We start from the raw sequence: 15,363 nt of genomic DNA on the forward strand, positions 1-15,363 counted from the left end.
TGGCGCCTTGTTCCCCGATTTGAAGCAGGTGTGCGATGAGTCTGATGATGTCGATGGCGGCGTTTGCCCTGGTGGCGTCGATTACCCCTGGACCGGTGAATATCGTCGCGTTGAGCTCCGGGGCGCAGTTCGGCTTCCGGGCCAGCCAGCGGCATGTGGCGGGGGCCACACTGGGTTTTGTGCTGTTGCTGGTGCTGATGGGGCTGGGGTTGCATGAGGTACTGAAACTGTGGCCATCGCTGACCCGGGTGGTGCAACTGGCCGGGGTGGCATTTCTGCTGTTCATGGCCTGGAAACTGGCCAGCGATGACGGGCAGTTGCACGCAAAGGATTCTGCGCGGGCGCCATCGATGCTTTATGGCGCAGTGATGCAGTGGCTCAATCCGAAAGCCTGGCTGGCCTGTGTGGCGGGAATGGGTGCGTTTGTGGCGGATGGCGAGGCGTGGCTGGTCTGGCAGTTTGCAGCGGTATATCTGGTGATCTGTTATCTGTCGGTGGGCTGCTGGGTGTATGCCGGGACGTTTTTGCGTGGGTATCTGAGCAACGCGGCGGGAATGCGCTGGTTCAATCGGAGCATGGCGCTGTTGCTGGCTGTCAGTGCGATCTACCTGCTGTTCACCTGACCCTGCCACAACCTTTGTGGCGGATCGGTCAGCCGCGATATTGCCCAGGTGTTGCGGCCAGATGCTGTTTGAAGGCCCGCTGAAAGTGCGCCTGATCGGCAAACCCGGCCTCCAGCGCGACGTGGGCAATCAACTGACCGCTGCGCAAACGCTCGCGGGCGAACTGGATGCGCTGATTGACCAGAAACGCATGCGGGGTCATACCGTAATGCTGCTTGAACGCGCGGATCAGGTACGACGGTGACAGCTGCGCCGCGGCGCAGATGGCGTCGAGGCTGAGCAGGTCGGTGCAATGTTCGCGGATGAACTCTGCGGCGCGCTCAAGTTTGAAATTCGGTTCGCGCAACGCTTGCCCGGCAGGATTCAGGCGCAGTTGCAGATCGCTGAAAAACTCCACCGCCGTGCTCTGCTTACGCAGCACATCCTGCTGCTCGTCGACCAGCACTTGGTAAAGCGCGGTCAAGTCGCGAAACAGCTCGGCATCGTGCAAGTGCGTGGCCGAGAACCGTCGGAATTCCACATCCTCGGCAAAGCCCAACTGATGCTGCAAATCCGTCAGCCATGGCGTCTCGACATACAACATCACGTACGACCACGGCTGATCATCGATGGGGTTGCAGGCGTGCACATCGCCGGGATTCATCAACACCACCGTGCCCGCCGCCACCTCGAATTGCGCCTGCTCATGCACGTAAGTACTGCGCCCGGCGGTGATCGCACCGATCGAGAAATGCGCGTGGGAATGCCGGGCGTAACAGACTTCGCGGCCATCGGCGATGGCCCGCGCTTCGATGAAGGGCAGGGTGTCGTCGCGCCAGAAGCGCGGGGCTTTTTCAGGGTTTTTGGCGGCAGCGTGTTTCATTGTGATTATTCCCGGCAGGCCAGTGCCCGAGTGTATTAGCTCTGGCCGGCAAAGGCTCGTTCCAGTTCGGCGATGTCGAGTTTTTTCATCTTGAACATGGCCTGCATCGCCCGCTGTGACTTGGCGGTGTCCGGGTCCAGCATCATGTGCATAAAGGCCACTGGCACGATCTGCCACGACACGCCGAACTTGTCCTTGAGCCAGCCGCATTGCTGGGCTTCGACGGGGCCGCCCTCGGACAGCTTCCCCCAGAAATGGTCGACTTCTTCCTGATTCTGGCAGTTGACCTGAAACGAAATTGCCTCGCTGAATTTGAACATCGGCCCACCGTTGAGCCCGGTAAACGTCTGGCCATCCAGCTCGAAACTGACGGTCATCACCGCACCTTCCGGCTTGCCGTGAAATTCCTGACCGACCTTGCTGTAGTGGGTCAGGCTGGTGATTTTCGAGTGATCGAAGATCGAGCAGTAGAACTTCGCCGCCGCTTCGGCCTGATCATCGAACCACAGGCAGGGCGTGAGCTTTTGAAAGCGTTGCATGGCAGTCATCCTCGGCAGGTTAGACACGCAGGATTTACAGCGTAGTCAGTCCTTGGTCGATTGCCGGTGCCGTAGATCGACAATTGCCGAGCATTGGAAATCCCGACGACGGAGACACCGGGCCGCAGACCGGCTTTTCCTTTCGGGCCTTGATGTAGTCGTAATGACAAGGTTTCAGGTCGAATTGACTATGTCCGGCTTGTGTCAAATTGACCTGTTATCGTGCAACCAGCTGAATCTATTGAATTAAAAATCTGGCACGAGACTTGATGTACTCAGCTGACCTAAACGAACCGCTCAGGAGTACGCCACCATGCTCACTTTCTTTGAAAGCCCGCTGAACGTTCTGCACCTTTCGAGCAAAATCCTCGTCGCTGGTCTGCTCATGCTGTTGGCCGGCATCTACGGCGCGTATCTCTACAACGGCCACATGCCGATTGCACTGCTGGTGGCGATGCATGCCCTGACCATCCTCGGCCCGACCCTGATCAAGATCGGCTACGTCATGCGCCTGCTGGCGCAATACCGCATCCGTGGTCCGCAGATGATCCCGCAAACCGCGTAATCCCTGTGGGAGCGAGCCTGCTCGCGAAGGCGTCAGCACAGTCGGAGTCTATGTTGCCTGACACACCGCTTTCGCGAGCAGGCTCGCTCCCACAATGGCAGCAGGGTTTCCAGAATCTGCAGTCAACGCAAAATCCTGGGGGAACGGTGTTACTGAAATTTCAGCGTCGTTCAGCCACCATCAACAATGACTGCGGCACCGGGCTTTGCGGGTGTTGTGGCTCCTGCATGCCGACCAAGCGGAATCCGGCCATGTCCAGCGCATTGAACCAGCTCGACAACGTGCGCAAATACCACGGCATCGGCTGCCACTGGCCTTTGAACCCGGCGAAGGATTCTTCGCGCCAGCCGTCCTGGTAATCGCCTGCCGCTGCCGCCCACGGATGCAATGTCTGAATCACCAGCGCACCGCCGGGAACCAGTAGCACATTCATCGCGGCCAGTAGAGGAATAATGTCCTGATGCAGCAGCGCGAAATTCGCGCAGATCAAATCGAAGTCACAACCGATATCAACCTTGGCTTCGACCAGCGCGTCGTAGTCGGCGACGTGCACGGTGGGAGAACCAGCCAAACGCGCTGCTTCAGCCAGCTTCGCATCACCGTCCACGCCCACCGCGGCAATGCCCAGGTCCGCCAGCGCCCGCAACAACCAGCCTTCGCCGCAGCCCAGATCAAGCACACGCTGCGGCTGGCGGCCCATGATCGCCAGCAGAATTGCCTGATTGGTCACCTGTTGACGGCTTTCGATGCCGCCGCTGCGGATCACTTCGATCCAGGCATCGGCGTTGTCGTGCCAGCTCTGCAAAAGGCTGGATTCGGGGGAGGGCATGGCGGTGTCCGTACTATTGAAAACCCACAGTATGGACGCCACCGCGCGCGTTCGCTGAATTCAAATCCGCGCTGCAGGCGACGGCGAACAACAGCGGTTACTCCTTCAAGCTGACGTTATCCAATGCCTGATTCACCGCCAGTTCCCCCAGCATCACCACTTGGGCAATGCCCAGCAGCGTATTGCGATTGGGGCCGTCCAGCGATCCCGCAAAATCGCCAAGCATGACCGTTGCCGAGGCCAAAGACTCGCACGCATTCGCCAGTAACGATTCGGTATCGGTTTTCGGGTTGACCATGAACATGCTGCTGGGGCAGTAAGGCGTGGCCATGATCTGCGCGGGCGCAAGGTAATGATCGAGGGCGCGTTCGGCGGCGGCGTAAAGCTTCTTCGAATCGAATGATTCGTAGGGTGAAGCCGGATCTGTGACCAGCGGTTTTGTGGTTTCTGACATCAACTGAAACTCCTCGAGGCACTGCGAAAGAATGACACCCGGTAGGAGCTGCCGCAGGCTGCGATCTTTTGATCTTGCCTTTGATTGTTAAAAAACAGATCAAAGGATCGCAGCCTGCGGCAGCTCCTACAGGGGGACTTCGGCGAGTTTGCTAGTGCGGCAAGCGGCGGCTGTCCAGGACTCGATTGACCATCAGCTCACTCAGCATGATCACCTGATGCAGCATCAGCATGGCCCGGCGTTGTGTGTTGTCGACGACATCGCCGATATCGCGGGCCATGTCGCTGGCAGCGGCTAACGATTCGCAGGCCTCTACGAGCAGAGTTTCTTCGTCCACGGCGGGGTCGATGAGGAAGATCTTGCTGGTCTTGCGGGAAGGGATTGAGAGCTTCAGTGAGCCGGGGTTGAGATAGAAGTTGATGGCGCGGTCAGTCGCTTCTTTTATCTTTTGAGGTTCGAGAGTTGGGTCGTACGGGATCGGATCGACGTCCGGTGGGTTTGGTGTTGGTTTGAACATTGATGGAACTCCAATTTGAACAGTTGGAGCCATCACCCTCGCTACCAAACGGCGGGTGGCGGCCATGCGCAGGTTGGTAGACCGGTCAAATCGGGAAACCCGGCGCTCACGAATGAGCCCCACGCATGCCCACCATACAAAGCGATGCCTTAAAAACATCGTATGACGGTGTCGCAATAACCACAATTTAAGACGGGCTACCAAACCCGATCACTGTTTTGCAGTGACAGGGAAACGATATAGCCCGCACCAAAGCGCGTATGCCGGCGGATTCTGGCGTAAGCGTAGGTAACGGCGCAAGGCGTTGTAGGGCTTGTGGCGTAACGGTTTGTGTAATTTAAACGTGCGTGCAAAGTTGTGTTTATTTACGCTAAACATAGGAAAAAGGAGGTGCACCATGAAACCAGTCACCGGCGGCTGTCTGTGTGGCAACGTCCGTTTCGAACTCTCCGGCCAACCTTACCGCGTCGGCATCTGCCACTGCCTCGACTGCCGCAAACGCCACGGCGCGCTGTTCGGCACCTCGGCCATATTTCCCGAGGATGCGTTGAAGGTCACCGGTGAAGCCCGCGACTACAACGGGCGCTTTTTCTGCCCGCGCTGCGGCTCACCGGTGTTCACGCGTTCGGAAGATGAAGTAGAGGTCAACGTCGGATCGCTCGATGAGCCGAATCAGTTCAAACCCACTTACGAACTCTGGACCATCCGCCGCGAATCGTGGCTACCGTCGCTGCCATTGGCTCACCACTACGAGCGTGATCGTGAAAGCACGGGACGCACAGAGGAATGATGGACGTGAGCCCAATCACATCCCCCTTGTGGGAGCGAGCCTGCTCGCGAAAGCGGTGGGTCATTCAGCTCAAGTTCAACTGACAGATCGCATTCGCGAGCAGGCTCGCTCCCACAGGGGGGATGTGTACGGCTGCCAATGATCTCAGCCGCGAATAAAGGCCAGCAGATCCGCGTTGATCGTCTCGGCCTCCGTTGTCGGCATCCCGTGCGGAAACCCCGGATACGACTTCAACGTGCCGTTCGGCAGCAACTTCGCCGACAACGGCGCCGAGTCCGCATACGGCACAATCTGGTCATCCTCGCCATGCATCACCAGCACCGGCACGGTGACCTTCTTCAAGTCCTCAGTAAAATCCGTCTGCGAAAACGCGACAATCCCGTCGTAATGCGCCTTCGCCCCACCGATCATGCCCTGACGCCACCAGTTGGCAATAATCCCCTCTGAAGGTGTAGCCCCTGGCCGGTTGTAGCCATAAAACGGCCCGCTCGGAATATCCCGATAAAACTGCGCGCGATTCGCCGCCAAATTCGCCTGAAACTCATCGAACACCGATTTTGGCAGCCCACCCGGATTGCTCTCGGTCTGCACCATCAGCGGCGGCACCGCACTGATCAGCACGCCTTTGGCGACGTTGTCCTGACCATGCCGGGCGATGTAATGGATCACCTCACCGCCACCGGTCGAATGGCCGACATGTACGACGTTCTTCAGACCCAGATGATTGACCACTGCCAGCGTGTCGTCGGCGTAATGATCCATGTCGTGGCCATCCCAGACCTGACTCGAACGCCCATGCCCACGCCGATCATGGGCAACCACCCGGAAGCCTTTGCCGAGGAAAAACAGCATCTGCGCATCCCAATCGTCCGAGCTGAGCGGCCAGCCGTGGTGGAAGTGGATCACCGGCGCGTCTTTCGGGCCCCAGTCCTTGTAGAAAATCTCGACGCCGTCTTTGGTGGTGACAAATCCCATGTTCGCTACTCCAGACCAATGTGATGGATAACCCGCGTGGTGGGCGCGGACCGGTTTCGCTGATGACGTGGCTTCTAATGGCTCGGGTGCGAGCCGTTATCAACTGTAGGATTAAAGTCGACATCTGCATGACCGGTGGTCGCAACGTCTGGCTTCAGGCGCAAATTAGGCTTTGCTGAAAGGGATAAGCCGAGGCGCGCGTAGGCATTGATGGCCACAGCGACGCCCCTTCAGAACACCGTGAGTCTGAGGAAATTTCCCGATGCTGACCTTGAATATCAATGGCAAGGATCAGGAGCTCGATGTCCCCGCGGACATGCCGTTGCTCTGGGTCCTGCGCGATGTCGCGCACCTGACCGGTTCCAAATTCGGCTGCGGCATGGCCCAGTGCGGGGCCTGCACCGTGCATGTCGACGGGGCGCCGTTGCGCGCCTGCATCACGCCCGCGACCGCCGTGGCCCACGGGCAGAAAATCCTCACCATCGAAGGCCTCTCCACCGACGGTTCGCACCCGGTGCAGCAAGCCTGGGCCGAACTCGACGTGGTGCAGTGCGGTTACTGCCAGTCGGGGCAGATCATGTCGGCCGCCGCCTTGCTGGCGAAAATCCCCAAACCCACCGACAGCGATATCGATCAGGCGCTCTCCGGCAATATCTGCCGCTGCGGCACCTATCCACGGATCCGCGCGGCTGTGAAGCGTGCGTCGGAAATCGGCTGATTTTGCGGGGAGATAGACGATGAACAGTCCTGTATCGCGTCGGGGTTTTCTCAAGGGCAGCGCCGTGTTGGGCGGCGGCTTGGTGGTGGCGTTTGTCGTCCCCGGTGGCCACAAGTTTGCCTATGCGGCGGAAAATGAAGGCAAGGTCTTTGCACCGAATGCCTTTTTGCGCATTGCCGCGGACAACAGTGTGACGGTGCTGCTCGGGCATTCGGAGATGGGGCAGGGCATCTGGACCGGCCTGACCATGTTGATTGCCGAGGAGCTGGATGCCGATTGGTCGAAAATCCGCGTTGAACATTCACCGGCATCCGCGGCGGATTACGGCATGCCGGGATTTGGCGGCATGCAGATTACCGGCGGGTCGACGTCGACCTGGATGGAGTTTGACCGTTATCGGCTGGCGGGCGCGACGGCCCGGCAGATGTTGGTCGAGGCGGCGGCGAAACGTTTTGAAGTGGCGCCGTCGGCGATTCGCACCGAATCCGGTGTGGTGATTGTTGGCGATAAACGTGCGACTTACGGCGAGTTGGCGGATGCCGCCGGGCAACTGCCGGTGCCGGATCCGAAGTCGATCACCTTCAAGGAAGCCAAGGACTGGAAAGTCATCGGCAAACCGACCAAACGCCTCGACACGCCGGAGAAAATCACCGGCCGCGCGAAGTTCGGCATGGACGTGCAGTTTGAAGGCTTGATGACGGCCATGGTCGCGCGCGCGCCGGTGTTCGGTGCCAGCGTTAAATCCTTCGAAGGGGCTGAAGCGCTGGCGGTGCCGGGCGTGCACAAGGTGGTGCAAGTGCCGACGGGCGTGGCGGTGATTGCCGATCATTATTGGGCGGCGAAACTGGGCCGCGATGCGCTGAAGATCGATTGGGATCTGGGCCCGCATGCGGATCTGAGCAGCGAGAAATTGCTGGCGAGTTTCCGCAAACTGGCCGCCACGCAAGGCACCTCAGCCAGTCAGGCCGGGGATGCCAAGGGCGGTTTCGGCAAAGCCGCGAAGAAAATCGACGTCGAGTACAGCGTGCCGTATCTGGCTCACGCGCCGATGGAACCGCTCAATTGCACGGTAAAGATCAGCGCTGAAAAATGCGAAATCTGGACCGGCACGCAGTTTCAGACGCTCGATCAAATGGTCGCCGGCAAGATCACCGGGCTGAAACCGGAACAGGTGGAAATCCACACTGAATTCCTCGGCGGTGGTTTTGGTCGTCGCGCCAACCCGACCTCAGATTTCGTCGCCGAAGCGGTGCAAGTGGCGAAGGCCGCCGCGATGCCGGTGAAAACCGTGTGGTCGCGCGAAGACGATATTCGTGGCGGTTATTACCGTTCGATGTTCCTGCATCAGGCGAAAATCGGCTTGGGCGCTGATGGGTTGCCGTCGAGCTGGCAACACGTGCTGGTCGGGCAGTCGATCATGACCGGCACACTGATGGAGGCGACGATGGTCAAGAACGGCATCGACCCGACTTCGGTCGAAGGCGTTGCCGATAGCCCTTACGTCAAAGGCCTGGCCAATCATCAGGTCGATCTGCATTCGCCGCAGACCGGGATCAATGTGCTGTGGCTGCGCTCGGTGGGCCATAGCCACACCGGTTTCGTCATGGAATCGCTGATCGATGAAATGGCCACGGCGGCGGGCAAGGATCCGGTCGAATACCGACGCACCTTGCTCAAGGATCATCCTCGGCATTTGGGCGTACTCAATCTGGCGGTAGAGAAGGCTGACTGGAAAGCGCCACTGCCGGACGGTCATGCGCTCGGCGTCGCCGTACACGAATCTTTTGGCAGCTACGTGGCGCAGGTCGCCGAAGTGTCGCAGGACAATCTGGCGATTCGTGTGCATCGCGTGGTTTGCGCGGTGGACTGCGGGATTGCGGTGAACCCGCAGAGCATCGCTGCGCAGATGGAGTCGTGCATCACCTTCGGCCTGGGCATGGCGCTGCACAGCAAACTGACGCTCAAGGATGGCGCGGTGGTGCAGTCCAATTATCACGATTATCAGGTGTTGCGGCTCAACGAGATGCCGGTGGTGGAAGTGCACATCGTGCCCAGCAGCGACAAACCTGGCGGCATCGGCGAGGCCGGTGTGCCGCCGACCGCGCCGGCGGTGGCCAACGCGGTGTTCGCCCTGACCGGGCAGCGTCTGCGCGAGTTGCCGTTGCAACTGTCGGGGGTGTGAGATGAAACGACATCTGTTGTTGGGTGGGGTGATTCTGTTGGGGCTGGGCGGCTATGCCTCGGACTTGTTCGCGGATGATCAGGAAGCGTTGAAGGCATTCGGCACGGTGCAGAAAGTCTTCCAGAGCCCGCGCTGCCAGAACTGTCACATTCCCGGTGATTCGCCGTTGCAGTTCGATGCGGGCATCCCGCACGCAATGAACGTGGTGCGCGGCATGGATGGCAAGGGTGCGGCCGGTTTGCCGTGCGCAACCTGTCACGCCGAAGGCAATCCGCCGGCCAGTTACGGCCCGCATGCGCCACCGGGTGCGCCGCACTGGAGCCTGCCGCCAGCGTCGCACAAAATGGCCTGGATCGGCCTGCCGCCGGACAAGCTCTGCGCGCTGATCAAAGATCGCTCGAGTAACGGCGACCGTGATTTCGCCGCACTGCTCAAGCATGTCAATGAAGACAAACTGGTGTTGTGGGGCTGGAATCCCGGGGCAGGGCGCGCGCCGGTGCCGGTGCCGCACGATATTTTTGTCGCGCAATTCAAGCTCTGGGCCGATGCGGGCGGGCCGTGTCCGGTGGCAGGCCTTTGATCGGGTGAACGCTTGCCGAATTAACGCTACGCTTACAAGCATTGTTGCCAATGGAGTGTGCTGATGCTGGTTCCAGGAAAACCCGCCAATGAAACCGTGCGGCTTGAAGTGCTGCACGGTCTTAACCTTCTCGACTCGGCGCCGGAGGAGCGTTTCGACCGGCTGACGCGGCTGGCCAAACGCCTGTTCAATGTGCCGATTGCCCTGGTCACGCTGGTGGACAAGGATCGGCAGTGGTTCAAGTCCTGCGTGGGCCTGGACGCCACTGAAACGCCGAGGGATGTGTCGTTCTGCGGTCACGCGATCCTGCAAAACGATTTGTTGCTGGTGCCCGATGCCCGCGAGGACGTGCGTTTCCATGACAATCCGCTGGTCACAGGAGCACCGAATATTCGCTTCTACGCCGGCTACCCGCTGACGGTGCCGAATGGCAATAAGATGGGCACGTTGTGCCTGATCGACACCAAGCCGCGTGAACTCGACGACGAGGAGCGCGCGCTGCTGCGCGATCTGGCGGAGATGGCCGAGCAAGAGTTGACCGCCGTGCAGATGGCGAGCATGGACGAGCTGACGTTGCTGTCCAACCGACGCGGCTTCAAACAACTGGCGCAACATGCGCTGGACGCCTGCGCCCGCCTGGAGCGGCCGGCGACGTTGCTGTTTTTTGACCTGAATGATTTCAAGCAGATCAATGATCTATATGGGCATGCCGAAGGCGACAGTGCGCTGAAGACTTTTGCCGACGTGCTGCGCATTGCTTTTCGCGAGAGTGATGTGGTCGGGCGGCTGGGCGGGGATGAGTTTGTCGCGTTGCTGACGGGATCGAGCCATATCGAAACCAACGCGATCATGGCGCGGCTCAAGGAAATTCTTGAAGAGCGCAATGCCACGTTGCACCGTGGGTATGCGATTCGCTTCAGCGTCGGCCAGATCGAATACGACGTCAAACGCCATGAGACCGTGGATCGCTTGCTCGCCGACGCTGATGGGGCAATGTATGCGCACAAGCAGGCCCTGAAGCGTTGTTAGTGAATGCACCGCAGATCCCCTGTAGGAGTGAGCCTGCTCGCGATGGCGCCCGCCCATTCAATATCTTCATCGGCTGACCCACCGCTTTCGTGAGCAAGCTCACTCCCACAGGTGACAGTGTTGCAGGCATAAAAAAACCCGCCAGATCGGCGGGTTTTTTTAGGGGCTAACCGAAGATCACTCTTCGATGTTGCCCATGGCGGTGGTGTTGAAGCCGCCGTCGACGTACATGATTTCGCCGCTGATGCCCGACGCCAGGTCGGAGCACAGGAAAGCGCCGGCGTTGCCGACTTCGTCGATGGTGACGTTGCGACGCAGCGGAGTTTGCGCTTCGTTGGCGGCCAGCATTTTACGGAAGTTCTTGATACCCGACGCTGCCAGGGTACGGATCGGACCAGCCGATACGCAGTTGACGCGGGTGCCGTCCGGGCCCAGGGAGCCGGCCAGGTAACGTACGCCAGCTTCCAGCGAAGCCTTGGCCATGCCCATTACGTTGTAGTTCGGCATGGTGCGCTCGGCGCCCAGGTACGACAGGGTCAGCAGGCTGCCGTTGCGGCCTTTCATCATTTCGCGGCCGGCTTTGGCCAGGGCGACGAAGCTGTAGGCGCTGATGTCGTGAGCGATGCGGAAACCGTCACGGGTGGTGGCTTCGGTGAAGTCGCCGTCCAGTTGGTCGCCCGGGGCGAAACCAACGGAGTGCACGATGCAGTCCAGGCCGTCCCACTTCTTGCTCAGTGCTTCGAAGACCTTGGCGATTTCTTCATCGCTGGCCACGTCGCACGGGAAGCACAGCTCAGGGCTCGAACCCCAGCCTTGGGCGAATTCTTCAACACGACCTTTCAGTTTGTCGTTCTGATAAGTGAAGGCAAGCTCAGCGCCCTCGCGATGCATGGCGGCAGCGATGCCGGATGCGATGGACAGCTTGCTGGCGACACCGACGATCAGTACGCGCTTACCGGCGAGAAAACCCATGTGTTGCTCCTCTTTCAGGTTATTGCGCAGTGGCTGGTGCCAAAAAAGCGGCTTCCAGCAACTGCTGTGTATACGGATGTTGGGGGGCGGCAAAAATACTTTGCGCGTCTCCCTGTTCGACCACTTGGCCATGCTTGACCACCATCAACTGGTGGCTCAGCGCTTTGACGACAGCCAGGTCATGGCTGATAAACAAATACGTCAGGTTGTACTTGGCTTGCAGTGAACGCAACAGCTCCACCACTTGCCGCTGCACCGTCCGGTCGAGCGCCGAAGTCGGCTCGTCCAGCAGGATCAGCGCCGGTTTCAGCACCAAAGCCCGGGCAATGGCGATTCGTTGCCGTTGCCCACCGGAAAATTCGTGGGGGTAGCGGTGCCGGGTTTCCGGATCCAGACCTACCTCCTTCAATGCCGCAATAATCGCCGCCTGTTGCTCCTCAGCGGTGCCCATCTTGTGAATCCGCAGGCCTTCGCCAACGATATCGCTGACACACATGCGCGGGCTCAGGCTGCCAAACGGGTCCTGAAACACCACCTGCATCTCCCGACGCAACGGGCGAACCTCGTTCTGCGTCAGGCAGTCTAGCTGCTTGCCTTCAAAGCGGATCGCACCTTTGCTGCCAATCAGCCGCAAAATCGCCAGACCCAACGTGGATTTGCCGGAACCGCTTTCCCCGACAATCCCCAGAGTCTGACCCTGAGGCAGGCTGAAATTGATGCCGTCCACTGCCTTGACGTGATCCACCGTGCGTTTGAGCAGGCCTTTCTTGATCGGGAACCAGACTTTCAAGTCCTCGACCTCAAGCAGCGGCGCACCGATTTTATTGCTCGCCGGGCCTCCGCTGGGCTCCGCGCCGAGCAATTCCCGAGTGTACGGATGCTGCGGCGAACGGAACAGCTCTTCGCACGATGCCTGTTCGACGATGCAACCGCGCTGCATGACACATACACGATGCGCAATTCTTCGCACCAGGTTCAAATCGTGACTGATCAGTAACAGCGACATGCCCAAGCGGGCCTGCAATTCCTTGAGCAAATCGAGGATTTTCAGCTGAACGGTCACGTCCAAAGCGGTGGTCGGCTCGTCGGCAATCAGCAGTTCCGGCTCATTGGCCAAAGCCATGGCGATCATCACGCGCTGGCGCTGGCCGCCGGACAATTCGTGGGGCAGGGCCTTGAGGCGCTTGTGCGGCTCGGGGATGCCGACCATCTCCAGCAGCTCCAGCGTGCGCTTGGTCGCGACTTTGCCGGTCAGGCCCTTGTGGATGCCGAGGACTTCGTTGATCTGCTTCTCGATCGAGTGCAGCGGGTTCAGCGAGGTCATCGGCTCCTGAAAAATCATCGCGATGCGGTTGCCACGAATATGGCGGATGGTCTTTTCGCTCAGGCCCAGCAGGTTTTGCCCGGCGTAATTGATGCTGCCGGCCGGATGACGGGCCATCGGGTAGGGCAGCAGGCGCAGGATCGAGTGTGCGGTTACCGATTTGCCCGAGCCGGATTCGCCGACCAACGCCAGGGTTTCGCCACGCTTGATGTCGAAACTCACGCCTTCGACGACCCGGTGCACGCGCTCGCCGAAACCGAATTCGACGGCGAGGTCGCGCACTTCGATCAGATTGTCCTGATTCATTTCACTTCCTCGGGTCGAAGGCATCGCGAGCGGACTCGCCGATAAACACCAGCAAACTCAACATCAACGCCAGCACAGCAAAGGCACTCATGCCCAGCCACGGCGCTTGCAGGTTGGATTTGCCCTGAGCGACCAGTTCACCCAGCGACGGACTGCCGGCCGGCAAGCCGAAACCGAGGAAGTCGAGCGCGGTGAGGGTGCCGATGGCGCCGGTGAGGATGAACGGCATGAACGTCATGGTCGAGACCATCGCGTTGGGCAGGATATGGCGGAACATGATCGCGCCGTTCTGCATGCCCAGCGCCCGTGCTGCTCGGACGTATTCGAGGTTGCGGCCACGGAGGAACTCGGCGCGCACCACGTCGACCAGGCTCATCCACGAGAACAGCAGCATGATCCCCAGCAGCCACCAGAAATTCGGCTGCACGAAACTGGCGAGAATGATCAGCAGATACAGCACCGGCAACCCCGACCAGATCTCCAGGAAACGCTGCCCGGCCAGATCGACCCAGCCGCCATAAAATCCCTGCAACGCGCCGGCAATCACGCCAATGATCGAACTCAACACGGTCAGCGTCAGCGCAAACAGCACCGAAATGCGGAAACCGTAAATCACCCGCGCCAACACATCACGGCCCTGATCGTCAGTGCCCAGCAGGTTGTCCGCCGACGGCGGCGCCGGGGCCGGGACTTTCAGGTCGTAGTTGATGCTTTGGTAGCTATAGGGAATCGGCGCCCACAGCACCCATGCATCCTTGGCCTTGAGCAGTTCGCGGATATACGGACTCTTGTAGTTGGCTTCCAGCGGGAATTCGCCGCCGAAGGCGGTTTCCGGGTAGCGCTTGATCGCCGGGAAGTACCAGTTGTTGTCGTAATGCACCACCAGCGGTTTGTCGTTGGCGATCAGCTCGGCGCCGAGGCTTGCGCCGAACAGGATCAGAAACAGCCACAGCGACCACCAGCCACGCTTGTTGGCCTTGAACAGTTCGAAGCGGCGGCGGTTGAGAGGGGACAGGTTCATCTCAATGCTCCCGGCTTTCGAAGTCGATGCGCGGATCGACCAGGGTGTAGGTGAGGTCGCCGATCAGTTTCACCACCAGCCCGAGCAGGGTGAAGATGAACAGGGTGCCGAACACCACCGGGTAGTCGCGGTTGATCGCTGCTTCAAAGCTCATCAGGCCGAGGCCGTCGAGGGAGAAGATCACTTCCACCAGCAACGAGCCGGTGAAAAAGATGCCGATGAACGCCGACGGGAACCCGGCAATCACCAGCAGCATGGCGTTGCGGAACACGTGGCCGTAGAGCACGCGATGGCGGGTCAGGCCTTTGGCCTTGGCGGTGACCACGTATTGTTTGTTGATCTCGTCGAGGAAGCTGTTTTTGGTCAGCAGGGTCATGGTCGCGAAGTTGCCGATCACCAGCGCGGTCACCGGCAGCGCCAGGTGCCAGAAGTAATCGAGGATCTTGCCGCCGAAGCTCAGTTCATCGAAGTTGTTCGAGGTCAGGCCTCTCAGCGGGAACCAGTCGAGATAACTGCCGCCGGCAAACACCACGATCAGCAGGATTGCAAAGAGGAACGCCGGAATCGCATAACCGACGATGATCGCCGAACTGGTCCACACATCGAAGTGGCTGCCGTGCCGCGTGGCCTTGGCGATCCCCAGCGGGATCGACACCAGGTACATGATCAGCGTGCTCCACAGCCCGAGCGAGATCGACACCGGCATCTTTTCCTTGATCAGGTCGATGACCTTGGCGTCGCGGAAAAAACTGTCGCCGAAATCCAGCGTCGCGTAGTTCTTGACCATGATCCACAGGCGTTCCGGGGCCGATTTGTCGAACCCGTACATGTGCTCGATTTCCTTGATCAGCGCCGGGTCCAGCCCTTGAGCGCCGCGATACGACGAGCCGGCGACCGACACTTCGGCACCGCCGCCGGCAATCCGGCTGGTGGCGCCTTCGAAGCCTTCGAGCTTGGCGATCATCTGTTCCACCGGACCGCCGGGCGCGGCCTGGATGATCACGAAGTTGATCAGCAGGATGCCGAACAGGGTCGGGATGATCAGCAGCAGTCGCCGAAAAATATACGCCAGCATCT

Annotated in this window: 17 protein-coding genes; 7 read left to right on the forward strand and 10 right to left on the reverse strand. The window is 59.8% G+C overall.

The features are described from left to right. Window positions 1–35 precede the first annotated feature (35 nt). The gene (locus QOL84_RS03165) at window positions 36–623 is read left to right on the forward strand and encodes a LysE family translocator (protein ID WP_283436134.1); all 588 of its coding nucleotides are present in this window, start codon (window positions 36–38) and stop codon (window positions 621–623) included. 28 nt (window positions 624–651) lie between these two features. Here the strand turns inward: QOL84_RS03165 and QOL84_RS03170 are convergent, their stop codons facing one another. Together QOL84_RS03170 and QOL84_RS03175 are read right to left on the reverse strand one after the other, a co-directional pair. Continuing rightward, complete coding sequence (locus tag QOL84_RS03170; RefSeq protein WP_283436135.1) at window positions 652–1,485, reverse strand: AraC family transcriptional regulator; 834 nt, start codon at window positions 1,483–1,485, stop codon at window positions 652–654. A 35-nt stretch (window positions 1,486–1,520) separates the two neighbouring features. Continuing rightward, window positions 1,521–2,024 carry a VOC family protein gene (locus tag QOL84_RS03175; RefSeq protein WP_283436136.1) on the reverse strand — a complete coding sequence of 168 codons (504 nt, stop codon included), beginning with the start codon at window positions 2,022–2,024 and terminating at the stop codon, window positions 1,521–1,523. A gap of 313 nt (window positions 2,025–2,337) precedes the next feature. On the opposite strand from QOL84_RS03175, the gene QOL84_RS03180 reads away from it, so the two are divergent. Beyond that, a complete protein-coding gene (locus tag QOL84_RS03180; RefSeq protein WP_283436137.1) occupies window positions 2,338–2,589 on the forward strand; it encodes a transmembrane sensor/regulator PpyR in 252 nt (83 codons plus the stop codon). Between the two features lie 160 nt (window positions 2,590–2,749). On the opposite strand, the gene QOL84_RS03185 is transcribed toward QOL84_RS03180, so the two are convergent. From QOL84_RS03185 to QOL84_RS03195, 3 genes are all read right to left on the reverse strand, one after another. After that, the gene (locus QOL84_RS03185; protein WP_283436138.1) at window positions 2,750–3,418 is read right to left on the reverse strand and encodes a class I SAM-dependent methyltransferase; all 669 of its coding nucleotides are present in this window, start codon (window positions 3,416–3,418) and stop codon (window positions 2,750–2,752) included. A 97-nt stretch (window positions 3,419–3,515) separates the two neighbouring features. Then, window positions 3,516–3,872, reverse strand: a complete 357-nt coding sequence (locus tag QOL84_RS03190; protein ID WP_283436139.1) for a DUF6124 family protein — start codon at window positions 3,870–3,872, stop codon at window positions 3,516–3,518. 151 nt (window positions 3,873–4,023) lie between these two features. Further along, window positions 4,024–4,389 carry a DUF6124 family protein gene (locus QOL84_RS03195; protein WP_283436140.1) on the reverse strand — a complete coding sequence of 122 codons (366 nt, stop codon included), beginning with the start codon at window positions 4,387–4,389 and terminating at the stop codon, window positions 4,024–4,026. Between the two features lie 397 nt (window positions 4,390–4,786). Here QOL84_RS03195 and QOL84_RS03200 point away from each other — a divergent pair, with 397 nt between their 5' ends. Continuing rightward, entirely contained in the window at window positions 4,787–5,179 is a 393-nt protein-coding gene (locus QOL84_RS03200) for a GFA family protein (RefSeq protein ID WP_283436141.1), read from the forward strand. Between the two features lie 144 nt (window positions 5,180–5,323). On the opposite strand, the gene QOL84_RS03205 is transcribed toward QOL84_RS03200, so the two are convergent. Then, window positions 5,324–6,154, reverse strand: coding sequence for an alpha/beta fold hydrolase (locus tag QOL84_RS03205; RefSeq protein ID WP_283436142.1), 831 nt, complete (start codon window positions 6,152–6,154; stop codon window positions 5,324–5,326). Window positions 6,155–6,416: 262 nt separating this feature from the next. Between QOL84_RS03205 and QOL84_RS03210 the strand changes: the two genes are divergently transcribed. The 4 genes from QOL84_RS03210 (at window position 6,417) to QOL84_RS03225 (ending at window position 10,663) form a co-directional block, all read left to right on the forward strand. Next, on the forward strand, window positions 6,417–6,872 hold the full coding sequence (locus tag QOL84_RS03210) for a (2Fe-2S)-binding protein (protein ID WP_283436143.1): 456 nt from the start codon (window positions 6,417–6,419) through the stop codon (window positions 6,870–6,872). Window positions 6,873–6,891: 19 nt separating this feature from the next. After that, a complete protein-coding gene (locus tag QOL84_RS03215; protein ID WP_283436144.1) occupies window positions 6,892–9,054 on the forward strand; it encodes a xanthine dehydrogenase family protein molybdopterin-binding subunit in 2,163 nt (720 codons plus the stop codon). A gap of 1 nt (window position 9,055) precedes the next feature. Continuing rightward, window positions 9,056–9,634: a hypothetical protein gene (locus QOL84_RS03220; protein WP_283436145.1), complete on the forward strand. Its 579-nt coding sequence runs from the start codon at window positions 9,056–9,058 to the stop codon at window positions 9,632–9,634. Window positions 9,635–9,697: 63 nt separating this feature from the next. Then, window positions 9,698–10,663, forward strand: a complete 966-nt coding sequence (locus QOL84_RS03225) for a sensor domain-containing diguanylate cyclase (protein ID WP_283436146.1) — start codon at window positions 9,698–9,700, stop codon at window positions 10,661–10,663. 177 nt (window positions 10,664–10,840) lie between these two features. On the opposite strand, the gene fabI is transcribed toward QOL84_RS03225, so the two are convergent. The 4 genes from fabI to QOL84_RS03245 are packed head-to-tail and all read right to left on the reverse strand — an operon-like array spanning window position 10,841 to window position 15,361. Next, on the reverse strand, window positions 10,841–11,635 hold the full coding sequence (gene fabI / locus QOL84_RS03230) for an enoyl-ACP reductase FabI (RefSeq protein ID WP_007910591.1): 795 nt from the start codon (window positions 11,633–11,635) through the stop codon (window positions 10,841–10,843). 19 nt (window positions 11,636–11,654) lie between these two features. Next, on the reverse strand, window positions 11,655–13,265 hold the full coding sequence (locus QOL84_RS03235) for an ABC transporter ATP-binding protein (RefSeq protein WP_150650479.1): 1,611 nt from the start codon (window positions 13,263–13,265) through the stop codon (window positions 11,655–11,657). Window position 13,266: 1 nt separating this feature from the next. Continuing rightward, the gene (locus QOL84_RS03240) at window positions 13,267–14,286 is read right to left on the reverse strand and encodes an ABC transporter permease (RefSeq protein ID WP_016987120.1); all 1,020 of its coding nucleotides are present in this window, start codon (window positions 14,284–14,286) and stop codon (window positions 13,267–13,269) included. Window position 14,287: 1 nt separating this feature from the next. Continuing rightward, a complete protein-coding gene (locus tag QOL84_RS03245; RefSeq protein ID WP_016987121.1) occupies window positions 14,288–15,361 on the reverse strand; it encodes a microcin C ABC transporter permease YejB in 1,074 nt (357 codons plus the stop codon). Between the last annotated feature and the right edge of the window lie 2 nt (window positions 15,362–15,363).

The organism is Pseudomonas helmanticensis (assembly GCF_900182985.1).
Classification (GTDB): Bacteria; Pseudomonadota; Gammaproteobacteria; order Pseudomonadales; family Pseudomonadaceae; genus Aquipseudomonas; species Aquipseudomonas helmanticensis.

Excerpts from the sequence above, each read along its gene's own strand:
- QOL84_RS03165 (WP_283436134.1), top strand. The coding sequence starts at position 36 with ATGAGTCTGATGATGTCGATGGCGGCGTTTGCCCTGGTGGCGTCGATT.
- QOL84_RS03240 (WP_016987120.1), bottom strand. The coding sequence starts at position 14,286 with ATGAACCTGTCCCCTCTCAACCGCCGCCGCTTCGAACTGTTCAAGGCC.
- QOL84_RS03195 (WP_283436140.1), bottom strand. The coding sequence starts at position 4,389 with ATGTTCAAACCAACACCAAACCCACCGGACGTCGATCCGATCCCGTAC.
- QOL84_RS03235 (WP_150650479.1), bottom strand. The coding sequence starts at position 13,265 with ATGAATCAGGACAATCTGATCGAAGTGCGCGACCTCGCCGTCGAATTC.
- QOL84_RS03175 (WP_283436136.1), bottom strand. The coding sequence starts at position 2,024 with ATGCAACGCTTTCAAAAGCTCACGCCCTGCCTGTGGTTCGATGATCAG.
- QOL84_RS03200 (WP_283436141.1), top strand. The coding sequence starts at position 4,787 with ATGAAACCAGTCACCGGCGGCTGTCTGTGTGGCAACGTCCGTTTCGAA.
- QOL84_RS03220 (WP_283436145.1), top strand. The coding sequence starts at position 9,056 with ATGAAACGACATCTGTTGTTGGGTGGGGTGATTCTGTTGGGGCTGGGC.
- QOL84_RS03180 (WP_283436137.1), top strand. The coding sequence starts at position 2,338 with ATGCTCACTTTCTTTGAAAGCCCGCTGAACGTTCTGCACCTTTCGAGC.
- QOL84_RS03245 (WP_016987121.1), bottom strand. The coding sequence starts at position 15,361 with ATGCTGGCGTATATTTTTCGGCGACTGCTGCTGATCATCCCGACCCTG.
- QOL84_RS03215 (WP_283436144.1), top strand. The coding sequence starts at position 6,892 with ATGAACAGTCCTGTATCGCGTCGGGGTTTTCTCAAGGGCAGCGCCGTG.
- QOL84_RS03170 (WP_283436135.1), bottom strand. The coding sequence starts at position 1,485 with ATGAAACACGCTGCCGCCAAAAACCCTGAAAAAGCCCCGCGCTTCTGG.
- QOL84_RS03190 (WP_283436139.1), bottom strand. The coding sequence starts at position 3,872 with ATGTCAGAAACCACAAAACCGCTGGTCACAGATCCGGCTTCACCCTAC.
- fabI (WP_007910591.1), bottom strand. The coding sequence starts at position 11,635 with ATGGGTTTTCTCGCCGGTAAGCGCGTACTGATCGTCGGTGTCGCCAGC.
- QOL84_RS03205 (WP_283436142.1), bottom strand. The coding sequence starts at position 6,154 with ATGGGATTTGTCACCACCAAAGACGGCGTCGAGATTTTCTACAAGGAC.
- QOL84_RS03225 (WP_283436146.1), top strand. The coding sequence starts at position 9,698 with ATGCTGGTTCCAGGAAAACCCGCCAATGAAACCGTGCGGCTTGAAGTG.
- QOL84_RS03185 (WP_283436138.1), bottom strand. The coding sequence starts at position 3,418 with ATGCCCTCCCCCGAATCCAGCCTTTTGCAGAGCTGGCACGACAACGCC.
- QOL84_RS03210 (WP_283436143.1), top strand. The coding sequence starts at position 6,417 with ATGCTGACCTTGAATATCAATGGCAAGGATCAGGAGCTCGATGTCCCC.